Origin of the sequence: Streptomyces sp. GbtcB7, from assembly GCF_019091445.1 — a bacterium.
Taxonomy (GTDB): Bacteria; Actinomycetota; Actinomycetes; order Streptomycetales; family Streptomycetaceae; genus Streptomyces; species Streptomyces mirabilis.
The window spans coordinates 133,146-149,481 of the sequence record NZ_JAGXJM010000031.1; the positions used below are offsets into that span (position 1 = coordinate 133,146).

Sequence of the window (16,336 nt, forward strand, 5' to 3'; positions counted from 1 at the left end):
TGCTGTTGCCGCTGTCAGGCCGCAAGAGATGCGAAATGGCTGGTACGCGGCGGTACGTGGCGCAGAGCCGACCTTGACCAGCGTCCGCGACTGCTGGTCCGCTTGCTAGCGGTGGGATGTCGGGCTCGGGGGGGGTGTCTGCGTGTTTCGGGTGGACCTGCATGCGCTGTGTCAGCTCGTCTGCCTGGAGGTGGAGGCCGTACACCCGGCCCACCCGTCACGAAGCCGACGTCCACTCGGGGCTGCGCTACGCAGCGCACCAACTGCTCAGGTCCATGTGTGCCTTCAACTGGCTACGCGTAGTTCGTCCCTCTTCGGAGTGGAGTCTCAGGCATGAGAAGCAGACGGGGCGCGGCGATCGCTCTCGTCGCCGGTGGCGGCGCGGTGACCACGATGCTCGTGGGCCTGGTCACGAACGCCGTATCAGCACAGTCGCATTGGCCTTCCTGGCTGGGCTGGCTACAGAAACACCCCTGGCTGTCGTTCGTCATGCTGGGCGTTGTCACGGCCGGGCTGACGGCGCTACTTGCCGCGTTGGACGATCACCGAGCATCAGGGCGGAGTCCGGACCCGATGGTGCGGCCGGATGACGGGTCGGGTCCGCCCGGCGCTGCGCTGGTGCTCCGTTCGCTGCCGCGCGACACCACTGCTTTCACCGACCGTTCCGCCGAGTTGGAGTTGCTGGTGAGCTCGGTGCGCGCCTCGCAGGAGAACGAGGAGGCCCTGCCCGTCCATGTGATCGACGGGATGCCCGGCGTCGGGAAGACCACCTTCGCTGTGCACGCCGGGCACGTGCTCTCCGAGCGGTTCCCCGACGGGCAGCTCTTCGTGAACCTGAACGGGCACACGACGGGCCGCAGCCCGGTGCAGGCGACCGAGGCGCTGGCCTCGCTCCTCACGGCCGCCGGTGTGCCGACGCAGCAGATACCCGTCGGCGACGACGTGGGGGCGATCACGGAGGCGCGGGCCGCCATGTGGCGGAGTCGGCTGGCGGGGAAGAAGGCGTTGCTCATCCTCGACAACGCCTCCAGCTACCGGCAGTTGGAGCCGCTGCTTCCCGGTGGGAGTGGCTGTCTTGTGCTGGTGACCAGTCGCAAGCGGCTCGCGGTGCACGAGGAGGTCGTACTGCCGGTGGAGGCGTTGCCGCCCGATCACGCAGTCGACCTGTTCATACGGCTCAGCGGGCGGTCGGCGGACACCCTCGACCCGTACGCACTCGAGGAACTGGTGCGGCTGTGCGGGTACCTGCCGCTGGGGGTGTCACTGCTCGCGGCACGGCTGCGGCACCATCCGTCCTGGACCGCTGAGGACCTGAGCGAGCGACTGTCGGCCGCCCGTGACCGACTGGGCGAACTGCGCGCTGGGGAGCGCGGGGTGGCCGCGACGTTTGGTCTCTCCTACCGGGACCTTGCTCCGGAACGCCAACGTTTCTTCCAGAGCCTCGGCTTCTACCCCGGTACGGATCTCGACGCGTACGTCGGGGCCGCACTCGGCGCGGTCTCGCTTGCGGTCGCCCGTCAGCAGCTCGACGCACTCTACGACGCCCACCTGATCAACGAGCACCCCGGAAGCCGCTACCGGCTCCACGACCTCCTACGCGACTACGCCCGCGGTCTCGCTGACGAAGGGGACAGCATGGACCACGTACAAGCTGTTCAGCGTGTGTGCGCCTACTACCTGGCCGCTCTCGCCGTCGCGAACGGGCACATCGTTCGCGATGGCGCGGGCGGGCCGCCTCCGCCGGACGGCACGTCGCAGGTGGAGACCCCACCCATGGAATCGCGTACGGCGGCTCTGGGCTGGCTGGAGAACGAGCGGCCCAACGTACTGGCCTGCATTCGGGAGGCGAGCGGGCTCGCCCTGCATGACCTGGTGATCCGGCTGGCCGCGGCGATGGCTCCCTTCCTGCGGCAGGCCGGGCCCTGGGACCAGGCCGTCGGGCTTCACCGGACCGCCGCCCAGGCCGCCCGGCACACCGGCGATCAGCGGGCGCTGGCCGGCGCGCTGACCGAACTCGGTGTCGTACGACGTTTCATGGCCGCCTACCCCGAGGCGACCGAAGCCCTGAACGAGGCGGTGACGCAGTACGAGGCCGCCGGCGACCGGCGCGGCAAGGCGGACGCTCTGAACCAGGTGGGCATCGTCTGGTATCTGACCGCGGACAACGACGCCGGGGCCCGCGCCCAGACCGAGGCCCTCGCCCTCTACCGCGAGCTGGGAGACCGGCACGGACAGGCCAACTCCCTAGCGGACCTCGGCATGGTGCGTCGGCAGACGAGCCGGTTCGAAGCGTCGGTCGAGGCACAGTCCGAAGCACTGTCCATCTACCGCGAGCTCGGCGACCGGTATGGAGAGGCCAACTCACTACGGGACCTTGGCATCGTGCACTGCCTCATGGGCGAGTACGCCCTGGCCACCCAGCGTCAGCGCGAAGCGTTCGACATCTACAGGGAGCTGGACGACCGGGTTCACCAGGCTTACGCCTTAAATGAGTTGGGCGTGGTGCAGCGGCTCACCGGCGATCTCGAGGGTGCTCGCGAAGCCCACACCCAGGCGTTGGAGCACTACACCGATCTCGGCGACCGCTTCGGCCGCGCGAACAGCATCCGCCACCTCGGGGTGCTGGACCGTCTGTCTGGCGACGCACCGACAGCGATCCGCGTGCTGGAGGAGGCTCTGGAGGCGTATCGCGATCTCGGCAGCCGCGGCGGCGAGGCCGCCTCGCTGAGCGAGCTGGGCGTCGCCCGCGGGCTCGTCGGTGAGCAGGGCGGTGCCGTCGAGGCGTTCCAGCAGAGCCTGGAGATCCTGCGCGAGCTCGGTGATCGCTGCGGCGAGGCGGAGGTGCTGAACCACTGGGGAACGCTGCTGCGCACGTCTGGTGATCCGGCCGCGGGGCGCGGGCGCTTCGAGGAGGCACTGGACCTGGCCCGGGACATCCGTTGCCCGCTGGAGGAGGCACGCGCGTTGGAGGGCATCGGTCGCTGCGACTGGACGGTGGACCGGCCTGCCCTGGCCGAGGGGCCGCTGCGTGAAGCGGTCACCGTGTACCGCCAGTTGGGAGTAAGTGCGTCGGTCGGCGACATCGAGCGGCTCTTGGTGTCGCAGGCGGGGTGAGCTGGGCATGGCCAGTTTCTGTATGTTGCGGTGAGTGCCGGCGCTGCTACGTTGCGAACCGACCTGTCGCTTCAACCGCCGTCGCACCGTGCTGGCGTCGGCTTCCGGGCACGTCCATCACGCATCACGAGGAGCGTTGAATGCCGTCACGCACATCCGTTCCCGCACCGCACGCCGCGGCCGTCACCGGTCGGGAGTCCGCGCAGGGAAACGTGGTCCTGGACCGCGTCGCCGCTCGCGTACGGCAGCGGCAGGCAGTCGAACAGGCCGCCACGAACCGTGTCGGTGACGGCGCCCATGCGGCCTCGCTCATCTGGCCCTGGCCTTTCTGAGCGTTCTCGCTCGATGACGCTGCTCGAAGACATCGCCCCCTTCCGGACGTTCATCCTCAAGGTCGCCAACCGCTGCAACATCGACTGCGACTACTGCTTCGTCTTCAACTCCAAGGACCAGGTGGCGCGGCGCCTGCCCGCCCGGATGAACCTGGACGTAGCCCGAGCCGCGGCCGGACGGATCGGCGAACACGTCACGGCGCACAGCCTGCCGGCTGTCCATGTCGTGCTGCACGGCGGGGAGCCTCTGCTCGCCGGTGCCCGGCACATGGCCGATCTGCTGGACGCGGTCCGGGACGGGATCCCGGATGGCACGGAGGTCCGCTTCGAGCTCCAGACCAACGCCACGCTTCTTTCCGAAGCGTGGCTGGACCTCTTTGAGCAGTACGAGGTGGCCGTGGGCGTCAGCCTCGACGGGCCGCCGACCGCGAACGACCTGCACCGGCTGACTCACGCCGGGCGGTCGAGTGCCGCCGCCACCGTGCGCGGCATCGAACTCCTGCGGTCCCGGCCGCACCTGTTCGCGGGACTGCTCGCCGTCGTGGACCTGGCCAACGACCCGGTGGAAGTCCACGACTACCTGGCCTCCTTCGAGCCGCCGGTCATCGACTTCGGCCTGCCGCACGGCACTCACGACGACCCACCGCACCGCCACGACCCGAGCGTGCCCGAGTACGGGCTGTGGATGAGCCGGGTGTACGACGCCTGGCTCGCCCGTCCCGAGTACCAGCACAGCGTCAGGATGCTGGAGGACATCGTGGCCCTCAGCTCCGGCGTACGTGGGTCGGTGGAGACGCTCGGCCTGGCCCCGCCGACGAGTGTCGTCATCGAGTCCGACGGCACCATTGAGGGCGTGGACACCCTGCGGTCCGTCGAGGAGGGCGCCTCCTGGCTCGGACTCGACGTCTTCAACCAGTCCTTCGACGAGGCCCTCCGGCATCCGAAGCTCATGCACCGGCAGTACGGCAAGGCCGCGCTCGCCGAGCAGTGCCAGAGCTGCCCGCTGGTGGACGTCTGCGGAGGGGGCTATCTCCCGCATCGCTTCAGCACCGGCAGCGGCTACCGGAACCCCTCCGTCTACTGCGCGGACCTGGAGCACCTCATTCGGCACGTCCAGGGCTCCCTGCGACAGCACGGATGGGACGACACCTACGCGTCGACTGCTCCGCCTCCGTAGCCACGTCGTACCCCACGATGGGATCACGCGTTGGAGCGAGTGAACGAAAAGACTGAAGCAGCCGAGGAAGGACGGGAGATGCCGATGAGCGTGACGATCCGGCCCGCCGACAAGCGGGACATCACGGCTGTGGCCGAGCTGATCGAGGAGATCGAGCGGTTCTACGAGTCGACGGAGATCCAGCCGTTCGAGGAACGCCGGGCCCAGGTGGAGGAGGCCCTCTTCGGCTCCCCGCCGCTGGCGTCCGCGCTCCTGGTCGAAGACGAAGCCGGTGACATCGTCGGTCTCGCCGCCTACTCGTTCCTCTGGCCCAGTGCCGGTTCCACGCACTCCCTCTTCCTCAAGGAGCTGTACGTCCGCGACACCCTCCGTCGGCAGGGCGTCGGCGCCCGGCTCATGGACGAACTCCGTGCCGTCGCCGCCGCGCGTCCCGGGTGCAGCCGCGTCGAGTGGATGACGGACCGTGACAACCCCGGCGCTCGTGCGTTCTACAAGTCGCTCGGGTTCGCTGAGTTCGACGGGAAGATCGTCTACCGGGTCCTCACCAGCGCGACGTGAGTCTTGGAAGCGGGGCACGGGGCCCTGCCGGGGGAAGCGGAATGCGCGGGGCTGTGAAGGAAGGACGCTGCGAACGTTGTGAGTGCATCATCGGGCTGGGCTGTGGCTGCCCACCTGACGGGACTGTTCCGAAGGCGCGCCCTGCCTTCCAGTCACAGCAGGAATGGCGGCGCTTTCTCGCCGACACGATCCTGATCTCGCCCACGCAGTACGCGCACCTGCCGGGAGCGTGCACGCACCTCACCGAGGAGTTGGTGAAGGCACCACGCTGGGGCTGGATCCCTACCCCGGCGCCCGGGCTCTGGGACCGCCTGGGCAGCAGCTGTCCGGCGGTTGCGACAGAGGGCAACACGAGGCGGCAAGCGACACGACGATGCGAGGAGTGCGAGGGAACCGTGGCTTCGGGCGGCCGCTGATGAGCGAACCGCGCGCCCTCGCTCACGCGAAGCTGAGGATCAGCAGTGCGAGCACCGCCTGAGCCGCGATCTGCACCCCCACGGCCCACGCGCGCGCAGTACGGCAGGGCAGCCAGGCCCGGGGCCAGATGACCGCCACAACTCCGGCGGCCAGCGACACGAAGAAGCACGTGTACATCCAAGTCCCTGGTACCGAGAAGCACTCTTCGCCATAGGTGACGCACCGGGACGCGCGCTCCGACACGCCGACAAAGAGGAGGCACGCGATGACAGTCGGAAATAGCAGCGCGAGGACGAGCACCGCGCGGTGCCGCAGCGCGCGGTCCCGCTCGATGTGCTGGTCGTGAAGGCTCATGGCCGTTTCGTTCACAGCTCCATCGAAGCAACTGCCTTCCGACAGGGGATCCGTCGCGCTACTCAGATCAAGGGGGCGTCTTCCTACTCAACCCTGCCCCGTCCGCGAAGGATCGGGGGACGGTCATTCCGTGGGCGGGTGCGACCTGTTACTTCGTGGTGGCCACGGCCAGCAACACCACGGGCCGCGGTCCGCTTACTCGGCGGCGACTACCGCCGTGCCCTGCCCGAGTTCGACGCGCTCGCCGGCGCCTTCTCCCGCACCTCCAGACCCACCAACAGAAGAGAGGCGTGCTCCTGTCGCGCCCAGGCCGCGCACTACGCGCGGAACGGGGCCAGGCGACGGTCGCCCAAGTGAAGTTCGAGGCCGTCCTACGCCAAGTGAAGGCCGTGGACAGCCACGCACGCGACGAAGCGGCCGAACTACGGCGCACCATTGGATTCCTGGAGCTGTCCCAGGAGCGACTCGACGAGGCCCAGCGGATACTCGAACCGCTCCATGACGACATGTGCGTGGTCTACGGCACCGACGATGAGGACATGGTGGAGATCGCCGAGGCCCTGGCACGAATCCGCCTCACCCTCAACGGTGCACACCGGGGAACACCCGAGACTTGACCGCATGAGCCTGCCTGGACTCCTGTGCAGTCGGATGGGATGGCCATGAGTGGAGGGGAATCTGCGCGGATGTCGAGGATCAAGTAGAACTCGGTTCGAAACCGACCTCCAATGGCTCGACGGCGGGGACATCTACCGGGAGACTCGTCACAGCGGCCACTCTGTGCTCCGTTACTCGACACTCTGACAGTCACAGACGGCAGCGCTCCATGTCCCGGTAACAGAGGATTTCAGCCGGCCGGACCAGTACGCGGCTCAAGAGCAAGCTAGGGAGGAGTCTGGCCGATGCACAACAAGGTCCGCCACGTCCGTCAAACGGGCGGCCAAGTGCCAGAATCCGGCAACAGAGTCCCACTGGCGCTCTTCGCGCTCTCATCCCCGTGTAGCGCCTGCCACCAGTTCCTCTTCCGGCTCCAGAGATCTGGCGGCCTCGTGTGCGAGCGTTGCCGAAGATTCGATCAACTCGACTCCGCAACCGCTCGGCTTGAGCGGAAGATCGACGAGGCATCCGGCCGCCGGCCCGCGCTTGCCTTGGCTGAAGCCTCGCTCACGGATGCCAAACAGAAGGTCAAGCGCCTCAAGGCGCGTAGACTCCCCGTAAGTGCAACCCACGAGCGGATCCTGGCAGGGCGCTTGGACAAGGAGCTCGCCGACGAGGCGCTCCGGCGTTATACGGCACTATACGAGCGGGCGAACCGGAAGGCTCCCTGACGTCTGCGGCTGGGAGCCGCCGATTCCCTCCCACCGAAAGGTGCGGTTGGGGAAGGCGTTGACCAGGCTCCAGGAGATCTTCTCCGTCAGCAACGACTTGGCGCCGACGCCTCGATAATCTCCGGCAGTCGCCACGGAACTCGTCGCCGTTCGGAGCGAGGGGACCCTGCGGATCACCCGGGACGACTTCGAGGGCTAGGGCTGGCCGAGCGTGGCACCGTTTCGGCCGTGGTCTCAATCGACCATCGCTCCGGCAGGGGCCTCTGGTGCGTCTTGACCTCCCGCGGCTGAACCTGAGCCGCTAGCCTGAGCTCAGCGGCCCGAACAGGGCCCGCGTAGACGGCCGAGGGTCCCGACCCCTGATGGGGGCGGGGCCTTTGTCGCCCCCAAGTGGTCTGCGGTGCTCACCGCTTCGACGACCGCTGCTGACCTCAGACGACTCCCCCGCCCTCGTTCCCACGGGCTCGTTGGGGCCCCCATGGGAACGTCATGGGAACGGAAGGCCGTGTAAAGGCGGGGAAGGATCGGACAGGGACGGAAGGCACCACCCCGCTGACCAGGAGGAACAGTGAATCCCGGGGAAGATCAACACAGACAGGGACAGCTATAGACCCTCTCCTAAAGCGGGTGTCGCAGGTTCGAATCCTGCCGGGGGCACCAGTTCAGAGGCCCAGCAGTTCCCAAATTTGGGAGCTGCTGGGCCTCTGACATCTACAGCTGACATCAACGAGCACGGTCACTGACGACCGGGACGCCTCCTGAGCAGCCGATCCATGTGACTCATGGCCTCGCGCTGCGTGTCCTGAACGACGTGCGTATAGACGTCCATGGTGATGCTGATCTGAGAATGGCCGAGGATCTCCATCACGACGCGGGGCGCGACTCCGGCCGCTGTAAGCAGGGTCGCCGTGCCGTGTCGGGCGTCGTGCAGCCGGACGACTCGGATGCCGGCGGAGTCGGCGATGCGGGTGAAGGAGCGGTAGACGTTCCGCGGCTCGACCTGGCGGCCGGTGCGGGTGGTGAAGACGTAGCCGGATGCCTGCCACTTCTCCCCCGCCTTGGCGCGTGCGGCGGACTGCCGCATCCGGTGCCAGCGCAGCGGGGCGATGCAGAGCGCGGGCAGCGGTACGGCGCGACGGCGGCGGCTCTTCGGATCGTCGTCGTACAGGACGCCACGGCGGCGCTGCGTCTGCTGACGGACGTACAGGACACGATTGTCGAGATCCAGATCGGACCAGCGGAGGCCGATGATCTCGCCCCGGCGGAGGCCCATGGCGATGGCGAGGACGAAGGCCGCGTAGAGCGGGTCCTTGCGGGAGGCGGCGAGGAAGTCGAGCGTCTCGTCGAGGGTCCAAGGGTGCAGCTCAGGAGTGTCCGCGCGGGGCGGCTCGACGAGCTTGGCGACGTTGCGCGTGATCAGTTCCTCCCGGCAGGCCGAGGACAGCGCCGAGCGCAGGACCCGGTGCGATTCCTTGGCGGTCGCGGCGGTCGTCTGCTTCTCCAGACGTACGAGGAAGCGGCGGACGTCGGCGACACCGAGCGATTCCAGACGCTTGGCGCCGAGCAGCGGCACCAGATAGAGCCGGACGTGTGCCTCGTACTTGTCGAAGGTGCTCAACTTCCGTCGGGGCTTGATGACGTTGTCCAGCCAGTACGGCAGCCACTCGGAGAGCTTGGCCGACTTGGTGGGCACGGGCATGCCCTGGTCCACCTTGTCGAGCAGTACACGGCGCTTGGCGTCACACTCGGCCCAGGTCTTGCCGTACGCGAACTTGCGGGCCCGGGTGCCGTCCGGCTGGAGCACGTAGACCGCGCACTGAAACCGGCCGTCCTTGCGCTTGGTGATCGTTCCCGCGCCGTTGGGATTGCGCTTGCGCTGACCGGCCATCAGGCAGCCGCCTCCAGTTCGTGGGTGATGTAGTCGCTGAGGGCCCGCGCCGGTATGCGGCGGCACCGGCCGATCGTGATCGAGGGGAGCCGACGGGAGCGGATCAGGTCGTAGACCGTCGACCGGCCGAGCTTGAGCCGCGCCATGACGTCGGCCACGGTCAACAGCTCTTCGTCACGCATGCGTCGGTTCTCCTTCTGTTCCGGGGGCGGGTTCGAGGGATGCGGCGAGCCAGGCTTCGGCCGACGACAGGCCCGTCCCGGCGAAGGCCCAGTGGGCGAGGACGTAAGTCGTGCCGGTCTCGGTCTCGGTGGCTGCTGTGGCTTGGGCGCGTCGCCATTCGGCGCGGGCGGTACGGAGGGCACCGAGGGTGGTGGAGTAGCGGCGGGACTTGGTGGAGAAGTGGCCGCGGAAGCCGAGCATGTGGGCCCAGGCACGGAGCCGGAGGTCTTCCAGGTCCTTGCGGGCGCCGAGGGTCCAAGCGGTGCGGATCAGTCGGCGGGCGTGGTCAGTGATGTCGAGCTGGGCGAGTTCGGCGAGGAACTTGAGGGGGCGGTCGAGAGCTCCCGTGGCGGTCTCGGCGCCCTTGGTGGCGTACTTGGCGATGTAGGAGGCGACGGCCCGCTCGGTCAGCTCCTGGCCGCCGTCGAAGTCGGCGGATCGGATGGTGCGGACGTCGATCTGACGGCCGAAGGTGAGGGAGTGGGCGCGTCCGTCGATGAGCGGGCCGTCCACGCGGACGTGAGCAGCGGCGGCGCGTATGGCGTCGGTGAGCAGCTCGGCGGTGGCCCAGGCCGGGGGCGGGGTGTTGCCTCCTTCGGGGCCGTCGATGCGGATGACGGCGTGGAAGTGGACGGCTCCGCGCTTCTGGTACTCGGCGACCTTGGCGAAGGACACCCGGGCGTACTGGCGGAAGGCGCGTTGTGAGAGCCCGGCCCTCTTGGCGACCTCTCGGCGCAGGTAGGTGGAGAAGCGCCGCCACAGCGGACCGGCGTGGGCGTTCCAGAGGACGGCCGCGTCGTAGTCGTAGGTGTCCAGGTTGAGCGGGGTGCCAAGCTCGGCGTCGTCCTGGTCGTGGAGGACGCCGCAGCGGCAGCGGCGGACTGAACCGGCCGAGCCGGAGGGGCAGTTGTGGACGGGGCCGAAGCTGGGTGCGGTGAAGGTGGCGAAGACGCGGGGGTGGGCGGCGACGCGTTCCGGGATGCCCTTGCCGCCGCGCAGGCCGGAGGTGATCAGGTGGAAGGTGTCGCGGCGGTAGACCTCGGCGCAGGCCGGGCAGCGGGTGGTGCGGCGGTTGTTGCAGCGGACCAGGAGGTGACCGGCCGGGAGGGTGGAGGAGTCGAGGCGGTGGAGGACGTTGCCGATCTCGCCGGTGCGGGTGTTGACGTCGTATTCGGTGCGGTGGCCGTCGAGGCGGATCGGGGTCGTGCAGCCGCCGAGTCCGGAGAGCTGGCGGAGGATACCGGGCAGGGTGCCGTGCTGGGCGAGCTTGGCGAGTTCGGGCAGTGGGGGCGGGGTGGGGCGGGTGAAGATGGCGTTCTCCTTCTGGCTGGCTTGCTGCGCTGGTCAGGAGGGATGAGCCCCGGGGCGGTGGATGCTTGGCCGTGTCGAACCGCCCCGGGGCATCAGGCGCCGTTCAGCGCCGGTGGTGGTCGCGGAGCATCGAGCGCAGGACCACGGCGGCGATGGCGACCGATATGGCCGTGACGGCGACGGCGGCCAGGAGCGCGGTCAGTACGACTCCGCCGACGAGGACGGCCGCGACCGCTCCGGGGCTGATGGAGATCTGCGGGAGCGTGCGTCGTACGGGTGCCGGATCGGCCGGGGCGTGGGTGTGTGCGGGCGGCGGGGTCGGGTTGTCGGGGTATTTGGGCAGGAACACAGCGAACCTCTCCTCATCTACTCGTCTAGTCATGTGAGCCGTTGACAATGCCCACGCCGGAACGCGTGCCGGAGTCGATGGCGGGGGCCATGAAGGTGTGCGAGAGCAGAAAGCCGAACAGGGCGATCACGACGACGATCCAGGTGCGGACGCCGAGGAACTTGACCGCTCCCCAGGCGATGAAGCCGAGGACGACGACAAGCGGGAGGCTGACAGTCACGTGGTGCGGGTCCTTTCAGCGGACGGGGCAGCGGTGGGTGCGGGCGGCAAGTTCGGCGGCGGCGCGGCTGTCGTAGTCGGCGGAGAAGCCGCAGCGCGGGGCGGTGCAGGCGGCGGTGTGCTTCTCACGGCCCCGGTTGTCGTAGGCGGTGCCGACCTGCACGGGGCCGATACGGGTGACGGAGCGGAAGCGGCGGTTGGGGGTCACTCGGATGTCCTTTCAGAGGTGGGCGGCGATGGCGTCGGCCATGGGTGCGGGGACGCCGAGCCGGGCGCGGAGGGTCGGGGTGTCGATGGCCGTTCCGGTGCGGGTGTGGTGTTCGGCGGCGACCTTGCGGGCGTGTTCGACCAGGGCAGCCGGGACGGCTACGGCAGGCGGAGCGGGGGTCGGCTCGGGAGCCGGTAGTCCGGGGAGCTCCGGGGCGGGATCGGGCGCGTCCTCCTGGTCCTGCTCGTCCTCGGTGTCCTCGTGCGGGACCGGGGCCGAGTGGGCGAGGAGTGTTCCGCCGAGGAAGGCGACCGCGGGCCAGCCCGCGACGAGGATGCGCAGCCATGCCGGCACCTGGTCCAGGTCGAGGAGTCCAGCGGTGGCGACGTTGGCTCCGAGGGACGCGGTGAGCGCGATGACGAACCAGCACCATCCGGCCGCTTTCGCGTCGCCGGTCCGCAGTCGGCGCCAGGCAGCGACGAGCAGCAGGTCGACCGAGACGGGATACGCCCACGCCTTCCACCCGTCCTGACCAGCCGCCGAAGCGACGTCGTGCAGGTGAGCGAAGGACAGCGCTGCGGCGATGAGCGCCTGTACGAGTACCGCGTCGACACGGGCCAGTTGGGCGCGCATGCTGCGGCTCCTTCCGGATTCAGGCATGGCAGAGGTAGGGAGTTGGCGCGAGGCGGTCACGCCGACCGGGGTGGGGAAGGGCGAGCGTCAGTCGGTGACGGGGCGCGGCTGGAGTACCGGGGCCGCCGCCGTCTCGACGGGTCGTACCGGTACGTCGGGCCGGAAGCGCTTGAGCGCGGGCAGGTCGGGCACCAGGTGGGCCGACTCGCGGCAGATCTCAGCGGCGTCGCCGAGGGAGAGATACGGCGTGCGGATGCGGGACCAGCCGCCAGAGGTGTCACCGGCCACGGCCAGACCAGGCCGTTCGGGAGCGATGGCGCACGCGGCGGAGACCGCTTCGGGGGCGATGTCGCCGAGCGCCATCTTGGCGGAGGCTTCGTCGTTGACGCGGTGGCAGACACGGCCGGTCAACTGGGCCCGGAGCATGGTCGCCCCCTTGCCCAGTTCGGCACCGAAGCGCTGCCCGCAGACCTCCAGGTAGATCCCAGCGGCGCGGCCGAGCTGAGCGAGACGGATGAGCTGGGTGACCATCTCGTCGCGCCGGTCCTCGTCCTTGCGCGTGGCGACGAGGAAGAGTTCGGCCACCTCGTCGACGAACAGCACGATCGGTATGGGGCGTTCATACTCGGGCAGTCCCCAGATGTCGGAAGTGATCTCCTCGTCGGGGGCGTCCGGCGCGATCCCCTGCCGGACCTTGATCAGGTCGTATCGGTCCTCCATTTCCTTGACGAGCACCGGCAGCAGCTCGGCCGCCTGCTCCGGGTCGGTGGCCAGCGCCGAGAGCCGAGCAGCGAACGGCGCCAGCTCCACACCACGCTTGCAGTCGATGCCGACCAGGGCGACCGGTTGCGGGGCAAGTCCGGCGACGAGATGCCGCAGGTACATGGACTTGCCGGACAGCGTTGCGCCGAGGGTCAGTTGATGAGGAACGGTCCGGTAGTCCCGTACGAAGGGAGTCGCGTCCTCCCGAAGCGCCACAGGCACCTTGAGGAACCCGCCATCGACCTTGCGCGGCATCCGTACCCGCCGCAGCACGTCGAAGCCGACGAGCCGCAGTTCGACCACACCAGGCTTGACGGTCGTGACGTACACGGCGTGAACGCCCCAGGCGTGCCGCAGCCGTTCGGCCGAGGCGGCGACGTCGGCGGGTTCCTGCCCGGGGGCGAGCCGCAGACGAAGCCGTAACCCGGTCGAGGTGGGCCGGATGATTCCCCGACGAGGCGGTACGGGGCGTATCTCCCGTCGGGTGGTGGCCTTGACCGCCAGGACCCGCAGCCGGGAGGGAGCGACGGTCAGGCCGCAGGCCTCCATGACCGAGCTGTAGGAGCTGAGCAGCCGGGCCGTGGATATCGGGAGGCCTACCGTGGACCAGTAGACGCCGGGGCGCTTGGCCCGGGTGTAGGCAGCCCCGCCGCCGAGCGCGGCGACAGGACCACCCACCTCCAGAAGCGTTGCCAGATCGGTCATCAGGCCGTGGCCCCCATGGCGACAGGGAACGCGGCCGGAGTGACGGCGGCGGAGCGGTAGGCGATGCCGTGCCGCTGCTGCCCGTTGAACACGCTCTCCCACGGCCGGGCCACGAGCCCCGGCAGCGAGATCGGAGCGCCGAGCGCGAGCCCCTCGGAGACCCCGCTCTCCGGAACCGTGACCTTGATCAGGGACGACTCCCCTTCCTCGATGTAGACGACGCCAATCGTCATCAGGGCCTCGCCGCTATTGATGTCCTTGGCGATCTCTCCGGTCTGCCGGTCGCGGACCTTGGGCTCGGGCGCCTCGGTCAGCAGGATCGTCGCGGCCGAGGTCTCCACACGGATGGTGCGCAAGAGTTCTTCCTATCTACTCGTCTATACAAGATGCAGCCTTCGAACCCGATCTCCGGGAACGATGACCACCCTGCCACACAACTTGCCCACTCGTCTATACGAGTATGCCTGTTGGCGTGTACGAGTTCCGGGAAGCGGCCTCGCGCACCACCGCGGATCACCCGCTCCTCACGCCGATCACGTCGCCGGGAGCTGGTACGACAGGACGTAGGCGTCCGCCGCCATGACCGTGTCGCAGACCTCCACGGCCCGCCCTTCGGTGTCGTACGCGGTGCGGATCAGGTGGATCACGGGCACGCCGGAAGCCAGCCGGAGCGTCTTGACCTCGGACGGCGAGGGCATCCGGGCCCGGATCTCTTCCTCGAAGTGGTCGAGGCGGTGGCCGAGCTCCTCAAGACGGGCATAGATGCCGCCGGGGCCGGGATTGGGCTCGGCGATCGGAGTGTCCCGGGCGATGTCGAGCGGAAGATAGGAGGTGGCGAACTCGACCGGACGCCCGTCGAGCAGATACCGGCGCCGGCGGGCGAGCACACGCCGCACGGAGCCGAGCCGGGTGGAGATGTCCTGGCTGGCCTTCTCCTCCTTGACCTCCAGGCTGTCCACCTGCGGGTGACTTCCGGCGGCGTCGGCCTCGACGATGAACGCGGACTTCCCTTGTTCGCGGTGGCGCCGGGCGAACCGGTCGGAGGCGAGCCGCCGCACGGGTGGCCGTGGTCGTACGAAGACGCCTTTCCCATGCTCGGCATGGACGAGCCCCTCGCCCTGGAGGATGGAGAAGGAGTTCCGGACGGTCATCCGGGACACTCCGTAGTGCTCGACGAGCTCAGCCTCCGAGGGAAGCTTTTCACCCTCCTTGAATCGCCCACGGTCGATGGCCTCGCGCAGCTGGTCGGCGATCTGCCGGAACACCGCACGATCGCTCGTGGGGTCCAGGTCGCCGAGCAGACTGGTCGGGAGTGAGGTCACGAGTACTCCTTTAGGTATCTAGACGAGTGGGCGAGTGTTGTTGCTACGGTGGAGAGCCTAGCCATCCGAGAAGGCCGAGGAACGTGACCACTGACCGCCCGCACTCCGTGAGCGTTGCCGGAGTCATTGTCGACGACCAGGGCCGAGCCCTGCTGATCAAGCGTCGCGACAACGGTCACTGGGAACCCCCGGGCGGCATCGTCGAGCGGGAGGAAACCCTCCCCGAGGCACTCCAACGTGAAGTCCTCGAAGAAACCGGCATCAAGATCGCGCTTCCCGCGACCCTCACCGGTGTCTACAAGAACATGACGGGCCTGATCGTCTCGCTGGTCTTCCGCTGCGAGGCCGCCGACGGCACACCCACCACCGGGGACGAGACCTACGCACTGCGCTGGGCCACCCGCGAAGAAGTCACCGAACTCGCCGACGAGGCGTACGCGATCCGCGTCCTGGACGCACTCGACGCGGCGTCCCCGCCGGCCATCCGCGCCCACGACGGCGTGAAACTCGTCTAGCCCGAACCCGCTGCACATGGCGGCCTACCAGCACGAAGGAACTTGTATGCACGAGTATACGAGCACTGCACGGGTCTGGGGCCTCACTTGCCCAGGTTTCCCAGAAGAGGTCAGCAGGGCCCGCCGCTGGACCCGGGACATCCTGCGCGGCTCGCCCTTAGCGGAGGACGCGGAACTGATCGTGAGCGAGCTGAGCGCGAACGCCATCCTGCACACCGCCAGCGGACAGCAGTCGGGCAGCTTCCATCTGGCTCTCGCGGTCTCTTCCCAGGTGGTTGCCCTGTCGGTCACGGACGACGGCGGCACCGGGACGGCGCCGAAGGCCGAGCACGCCGACCAGAACGCCACACACGGGCGAGGCCTCGGCATGGTCAGCGCGATCGCCCACCGAGTCGTGATCCACGACAGCCAGGCCGGCCACACAGTCACCGCGGAACTCTTCACGAGCGCCCGCCCGGGAGGCCACCCGTGCTGACGTCGACCACTCCCGAGGACTTAGCCGCGGAAGGACAGGGCGGCGCGTACCGCTGCTGCGCCACGGCCTATCCACTGCAGGAGACCAGCCCGATCCCCCTGGGATCACACGATGCGACGAGCCCCCGCCTGGCCCTGCGATGGCTTCGCGAACGCACGAGGAACGTCACGGACCAACTCGACATGGCATACGCCCAGCCGGGCCGCTACTGGCTGCGGGACGAGAACGAGCACGAACGAGCCCTCGCCTACCTGACCACGGGCACGGCCTACCAACTCACCCTGCACGACGAGAACACGCGCTACGTCCTCGTGGCCTACCCGCCGGGAGTGACCCCGTGAACGGATACACCCGCGGCTTCTGGTGCGAAGGGTCTGCTGCAGGTTTGGGTGACAGGTTCGGTCACACGACCTGGAGGGCCGGTGTGGTCATGACGGTCTCGAATTC

General features: G+C 68.7%; 20 protein-coding genes. 9 read left to right on the forward strand and 11 right to left on the reverse strand.

Translation table 11 applies throughout. The features are described 5' to 3' along the window. Positions 1-333 precede the first annotated feature (333 nt). The 4 genes from haaT (at position 334) to haaN (ending at position 5,181) form a co-directional block, all read left to right on the forward strand. Entirely contained in the window at positions 334-3,114 is a 2,781-nt protein-coding gene (gene haaT / locus KVT44_RS39765; RefSeq protein ID WP_217572639.1) for a cyclophane-containing RiPP biosynthesis TPR protein HaaT, read from the forward strand. A gap of 140 nt (positions 3,115-3,254) precedes the next feature. Next, the gene (gene haaA, locus KVT44_RS39770; RefSeq protein ID WP_217572641.1) at positions 3,255-3,446 is read left to right on the forward strand and encodes a HaaA family cyclophane-containing RiPP peptide; all 192 of its coding nucleotides are present in this window, start codon (positions 3,255-3,257) and stop codon (positions 3,444-3,446) included. 13 nt (positions 3,447-3,459) lie between these two features. After that, the gene (locus tag KVT44_RS39775; protein ID WP_217572643.1) at positions 3,460-4,623 is read left to right on the forward strand and encodes an FxsB family cyclophane-forming radical SAM/SPASM peptide maturase; all 1,164 of its coding nucleotides are present in this window, start codon (positions 3,460-3,462) and stop codon (positions 4,621-4,623) included. Positions 4,624-4,707: 84 nt separating this feature from the next. Next, the gene (gene haaN, locus KVT44_RS39780; protein ID WP_143606206.1) at positions 4,708-5,181 is read left to right on the forward strand and encodes a cyclophane-containing RiPP N-acetyltransferase HaaN; all 474 of its coding nucleotides are present in this window, start codon (positions 4,708-4,710) and stop codon (positions 5,179-5,181) included. A 438-nt stretch (positions 5,182-5,619) separates the two neighbouring features. Here haaN and KVT44_RS39785 read toward each other — a convergent pair whose 3' ends face one another. Beyond that, a complete protein-coding gene (locus KVT44_RS39785) occupies positions 5,620-5,967 on the reverse strand; it encodes a hypothetical protein (protein ID WP_217572645.1) in 348 nt (115 codons plus the stop codon). Between the two features lie 338 nt (positions 5,968-6,305). On the opposite strand from KVT44_RS39785, the gene KVT44_RS39790 reads away from it, so the two are divergent. Both KVT44_RS39790 and KVT44_RS39795 read left to right on the forward strand, forming a co-directional pair. Next, positions 6,306-6,569 (forward strand): hypothetical protein, encoded by a 264-nt coding sequence (locus KVT44_RS39790; RefSeq protein WP_217572647.1) that lies wholly within the window; start codon positions 6,306-6,308, stop codon positions 6,567-6,569. Positions 6,570-6,854: 285 nt separating this feature from the next. Next, positions 6,855-7,280: a hypothetical protein gene (locus tag KVT44_RS39795; RefSeq protein ID WP_217572649.1), complete on the forward strand. Its 426-nt coding sequence runs from the start codon at positions 6,855-6,857 to the stop codon at positions 7,278-7,280. A gap of 736 nt (positions 7,281-8,016) precedes the next feature. On the opposite strand, the gene KVT44_RS39800 is transcribed toward KVT44_RS39795, so the two are convergent. The 10 genes from KVT44_RS39800 to KVT44_RS39845 form a co-directional block, all read right to left on the reverse strand. Beyond that, the gene (locus KVT44_RS39800; protein ID WP_217572651.1) at positions 8,017-9,168 is read right to left on the reverse strand and encodes a site-specific integrase; all 1,152 of its coding nucleotides are present in this window, start codon (positions 9,166-9,168) and stop codon (positions 8,017-8,019) included. Then, positions 9,168-9,350: a helix-turn-helix domain-containing protein gene (locus KVT44_RS39805; RefSeq protein WP_190171837.1), complete on the reverse strand. Its 183-nt coding sequence runs from the start codon at positions 9,348-9,350 to the stop codon at positions 9,168-9,170. Before KVT44_RS39805 ends, KVT44_RS39800 begins: the two co-directional genes overlap by 1 nt. Next, on the reverse strand, positions 9,343-10,638 hold the full coding sequence (locus tag KVT44_RS39810) for a replication initiator (RefSeq protein WP_217572673.1): 1,296 nt from the start codon (positions 10,636-10,638) through the stop codon (positions 9,343-9,345). The genes KVT44_RS39805 and KVT44_RS39810 overlap by 8 nt, the downstream gene beginning before the upstream one ends. Positions 10,639-10,804: 166 nt before the next feature. Continuing rightward, entirely contained in the window at positions 10,805-11,050 is a 246-nt protein-coding gene (locus tag KVT44_RS39815) for a SpdD protein (RefSeq protein ID WP_095854133.1), read from the reverse strand. 25 nt (positions 11,051-11,075) lie between these two features. Further along, positions 11,076-11,270: a hypothetical protein gene (locus KVT44_RS39820; protein WP_010985162.1), complete on the reverse strand. Its 195-nt coding sequence runs from the start codon at positions 11,268-11,270 to the stop codon at positions 11,076-11,078. A 15-nt stretch (positions 11,271-11,285) separates the two neighbouring features. Further along, the gene (locus KVT44_RS39825; protein WP_217572652.1) at positions 11,286-11,477 is read right to left on the reverse strand and encodes a mobile element transfer protein; all 192 of its coding nucleotides are present in this window, start codon (positions 11,475-11,477) and stop codon (positions 11,286-11,288) included. Between the two features lie 12 nt (positions 11,478-11,489). Continuing rightward, positions 11,490-12,110 carry a DUF2637 domain-containing protein gene (locus tag KVT44_RS39830; protein WP_217572653.1) on the reverse strand — a complete coding sequence of 207 codons (621 nt, stop codon included), beginning with the start codon at positions 12,108-12,110 and terminating at the stop codon, positions 11,490-11,492. Between the two features lie 87 nt (positions 12,111-12,197). Next, positions 12,198-13,577 carry an FtsK/SpoIIIE domain-containing protein gene (locus KVT44_RS39835; RefSeq protein WP_217572654.1) on the reverse strand — a complete coding sequence of 460 codons (1,380 nt, stop codon included), beginning with the start codon at positions 13,575-13,577 and terminating at the stop codon, positions 12,198-12,200. Beyond that, positions 13,577-13,933 (reverse strand): hypothetical protein, encoded by a 357-nt coding sequence (locus tag KVT44_RS39840; RefSeq protein ID WP_217572655.1) that lies wholly within the window; start codon positions 13,931-13,933, stop codon positions 13,577-13,579. Before KVT44_RS39840 ends, KVT44_RS39835 begins: the two co-directional genes overlap by 1 nt. A 177-nt stretch (positions 13,934-14,110) precedes the next feature. Further along, positions 14,111-14,899, reverse strand: a complete 789-nt coding sequence (locus KVT44_RS39845) for a GntR family transcriptional regulator (protein WP_010985167.1) — start codon at positions 14,897-14,899, stop codon at positions 14,111-14,113. 107 nt (positions 14,900-15,006) lie between these two features. Here KVT44_RS39845 and KVT44_RS39850 point away from each other — a divergent pair, with 107 nt between their 5' ends. The 3 genes from KVT44_RS39850 to KVT44_RS39860 are packed head-to-tail and all read left to right on the forward strand — an operon-like array spanning position 15,007 to position 16,230. After that, the gene (locus KVT44_RS39850; protein WP_037644753.1) at positions 15,007-15,414 is read left to right on the forward strand and encodes an NUDIX hydrolase; all 408 of its coding nucleotides are present in this window, start codon (positions 15,007-15,009) and stop codon (positions 15,412-15,414) included. A 46-nt stretch (positions 15,415-15,460) separates the two neighbouring features. Continuing rightward, entirely contained in the window at positions 15,461-15,889 is a 429-nt protein-coding gene (locus tag KVT44_RS39855) for an ATP-binding protein (protein ID WP_075027199.1), read from the forward strand. Then, positions 15,883-16,230, forward strand: coding sequence for a hypothetical protein (locus tag KVT44_RS39860; RefSeq protein WP_217572656.1), 348 nt, complete (start codon positions 15,883-15,885; stop codon positions 16,228-16,230). The genes KVT44_RS39855 and KVT44_RS39860 overlap by 7 nt, the downstream gene beginning before the upstream one ends. Positions 16,231-16,336 lie beyond the last annotated feature (106 nt).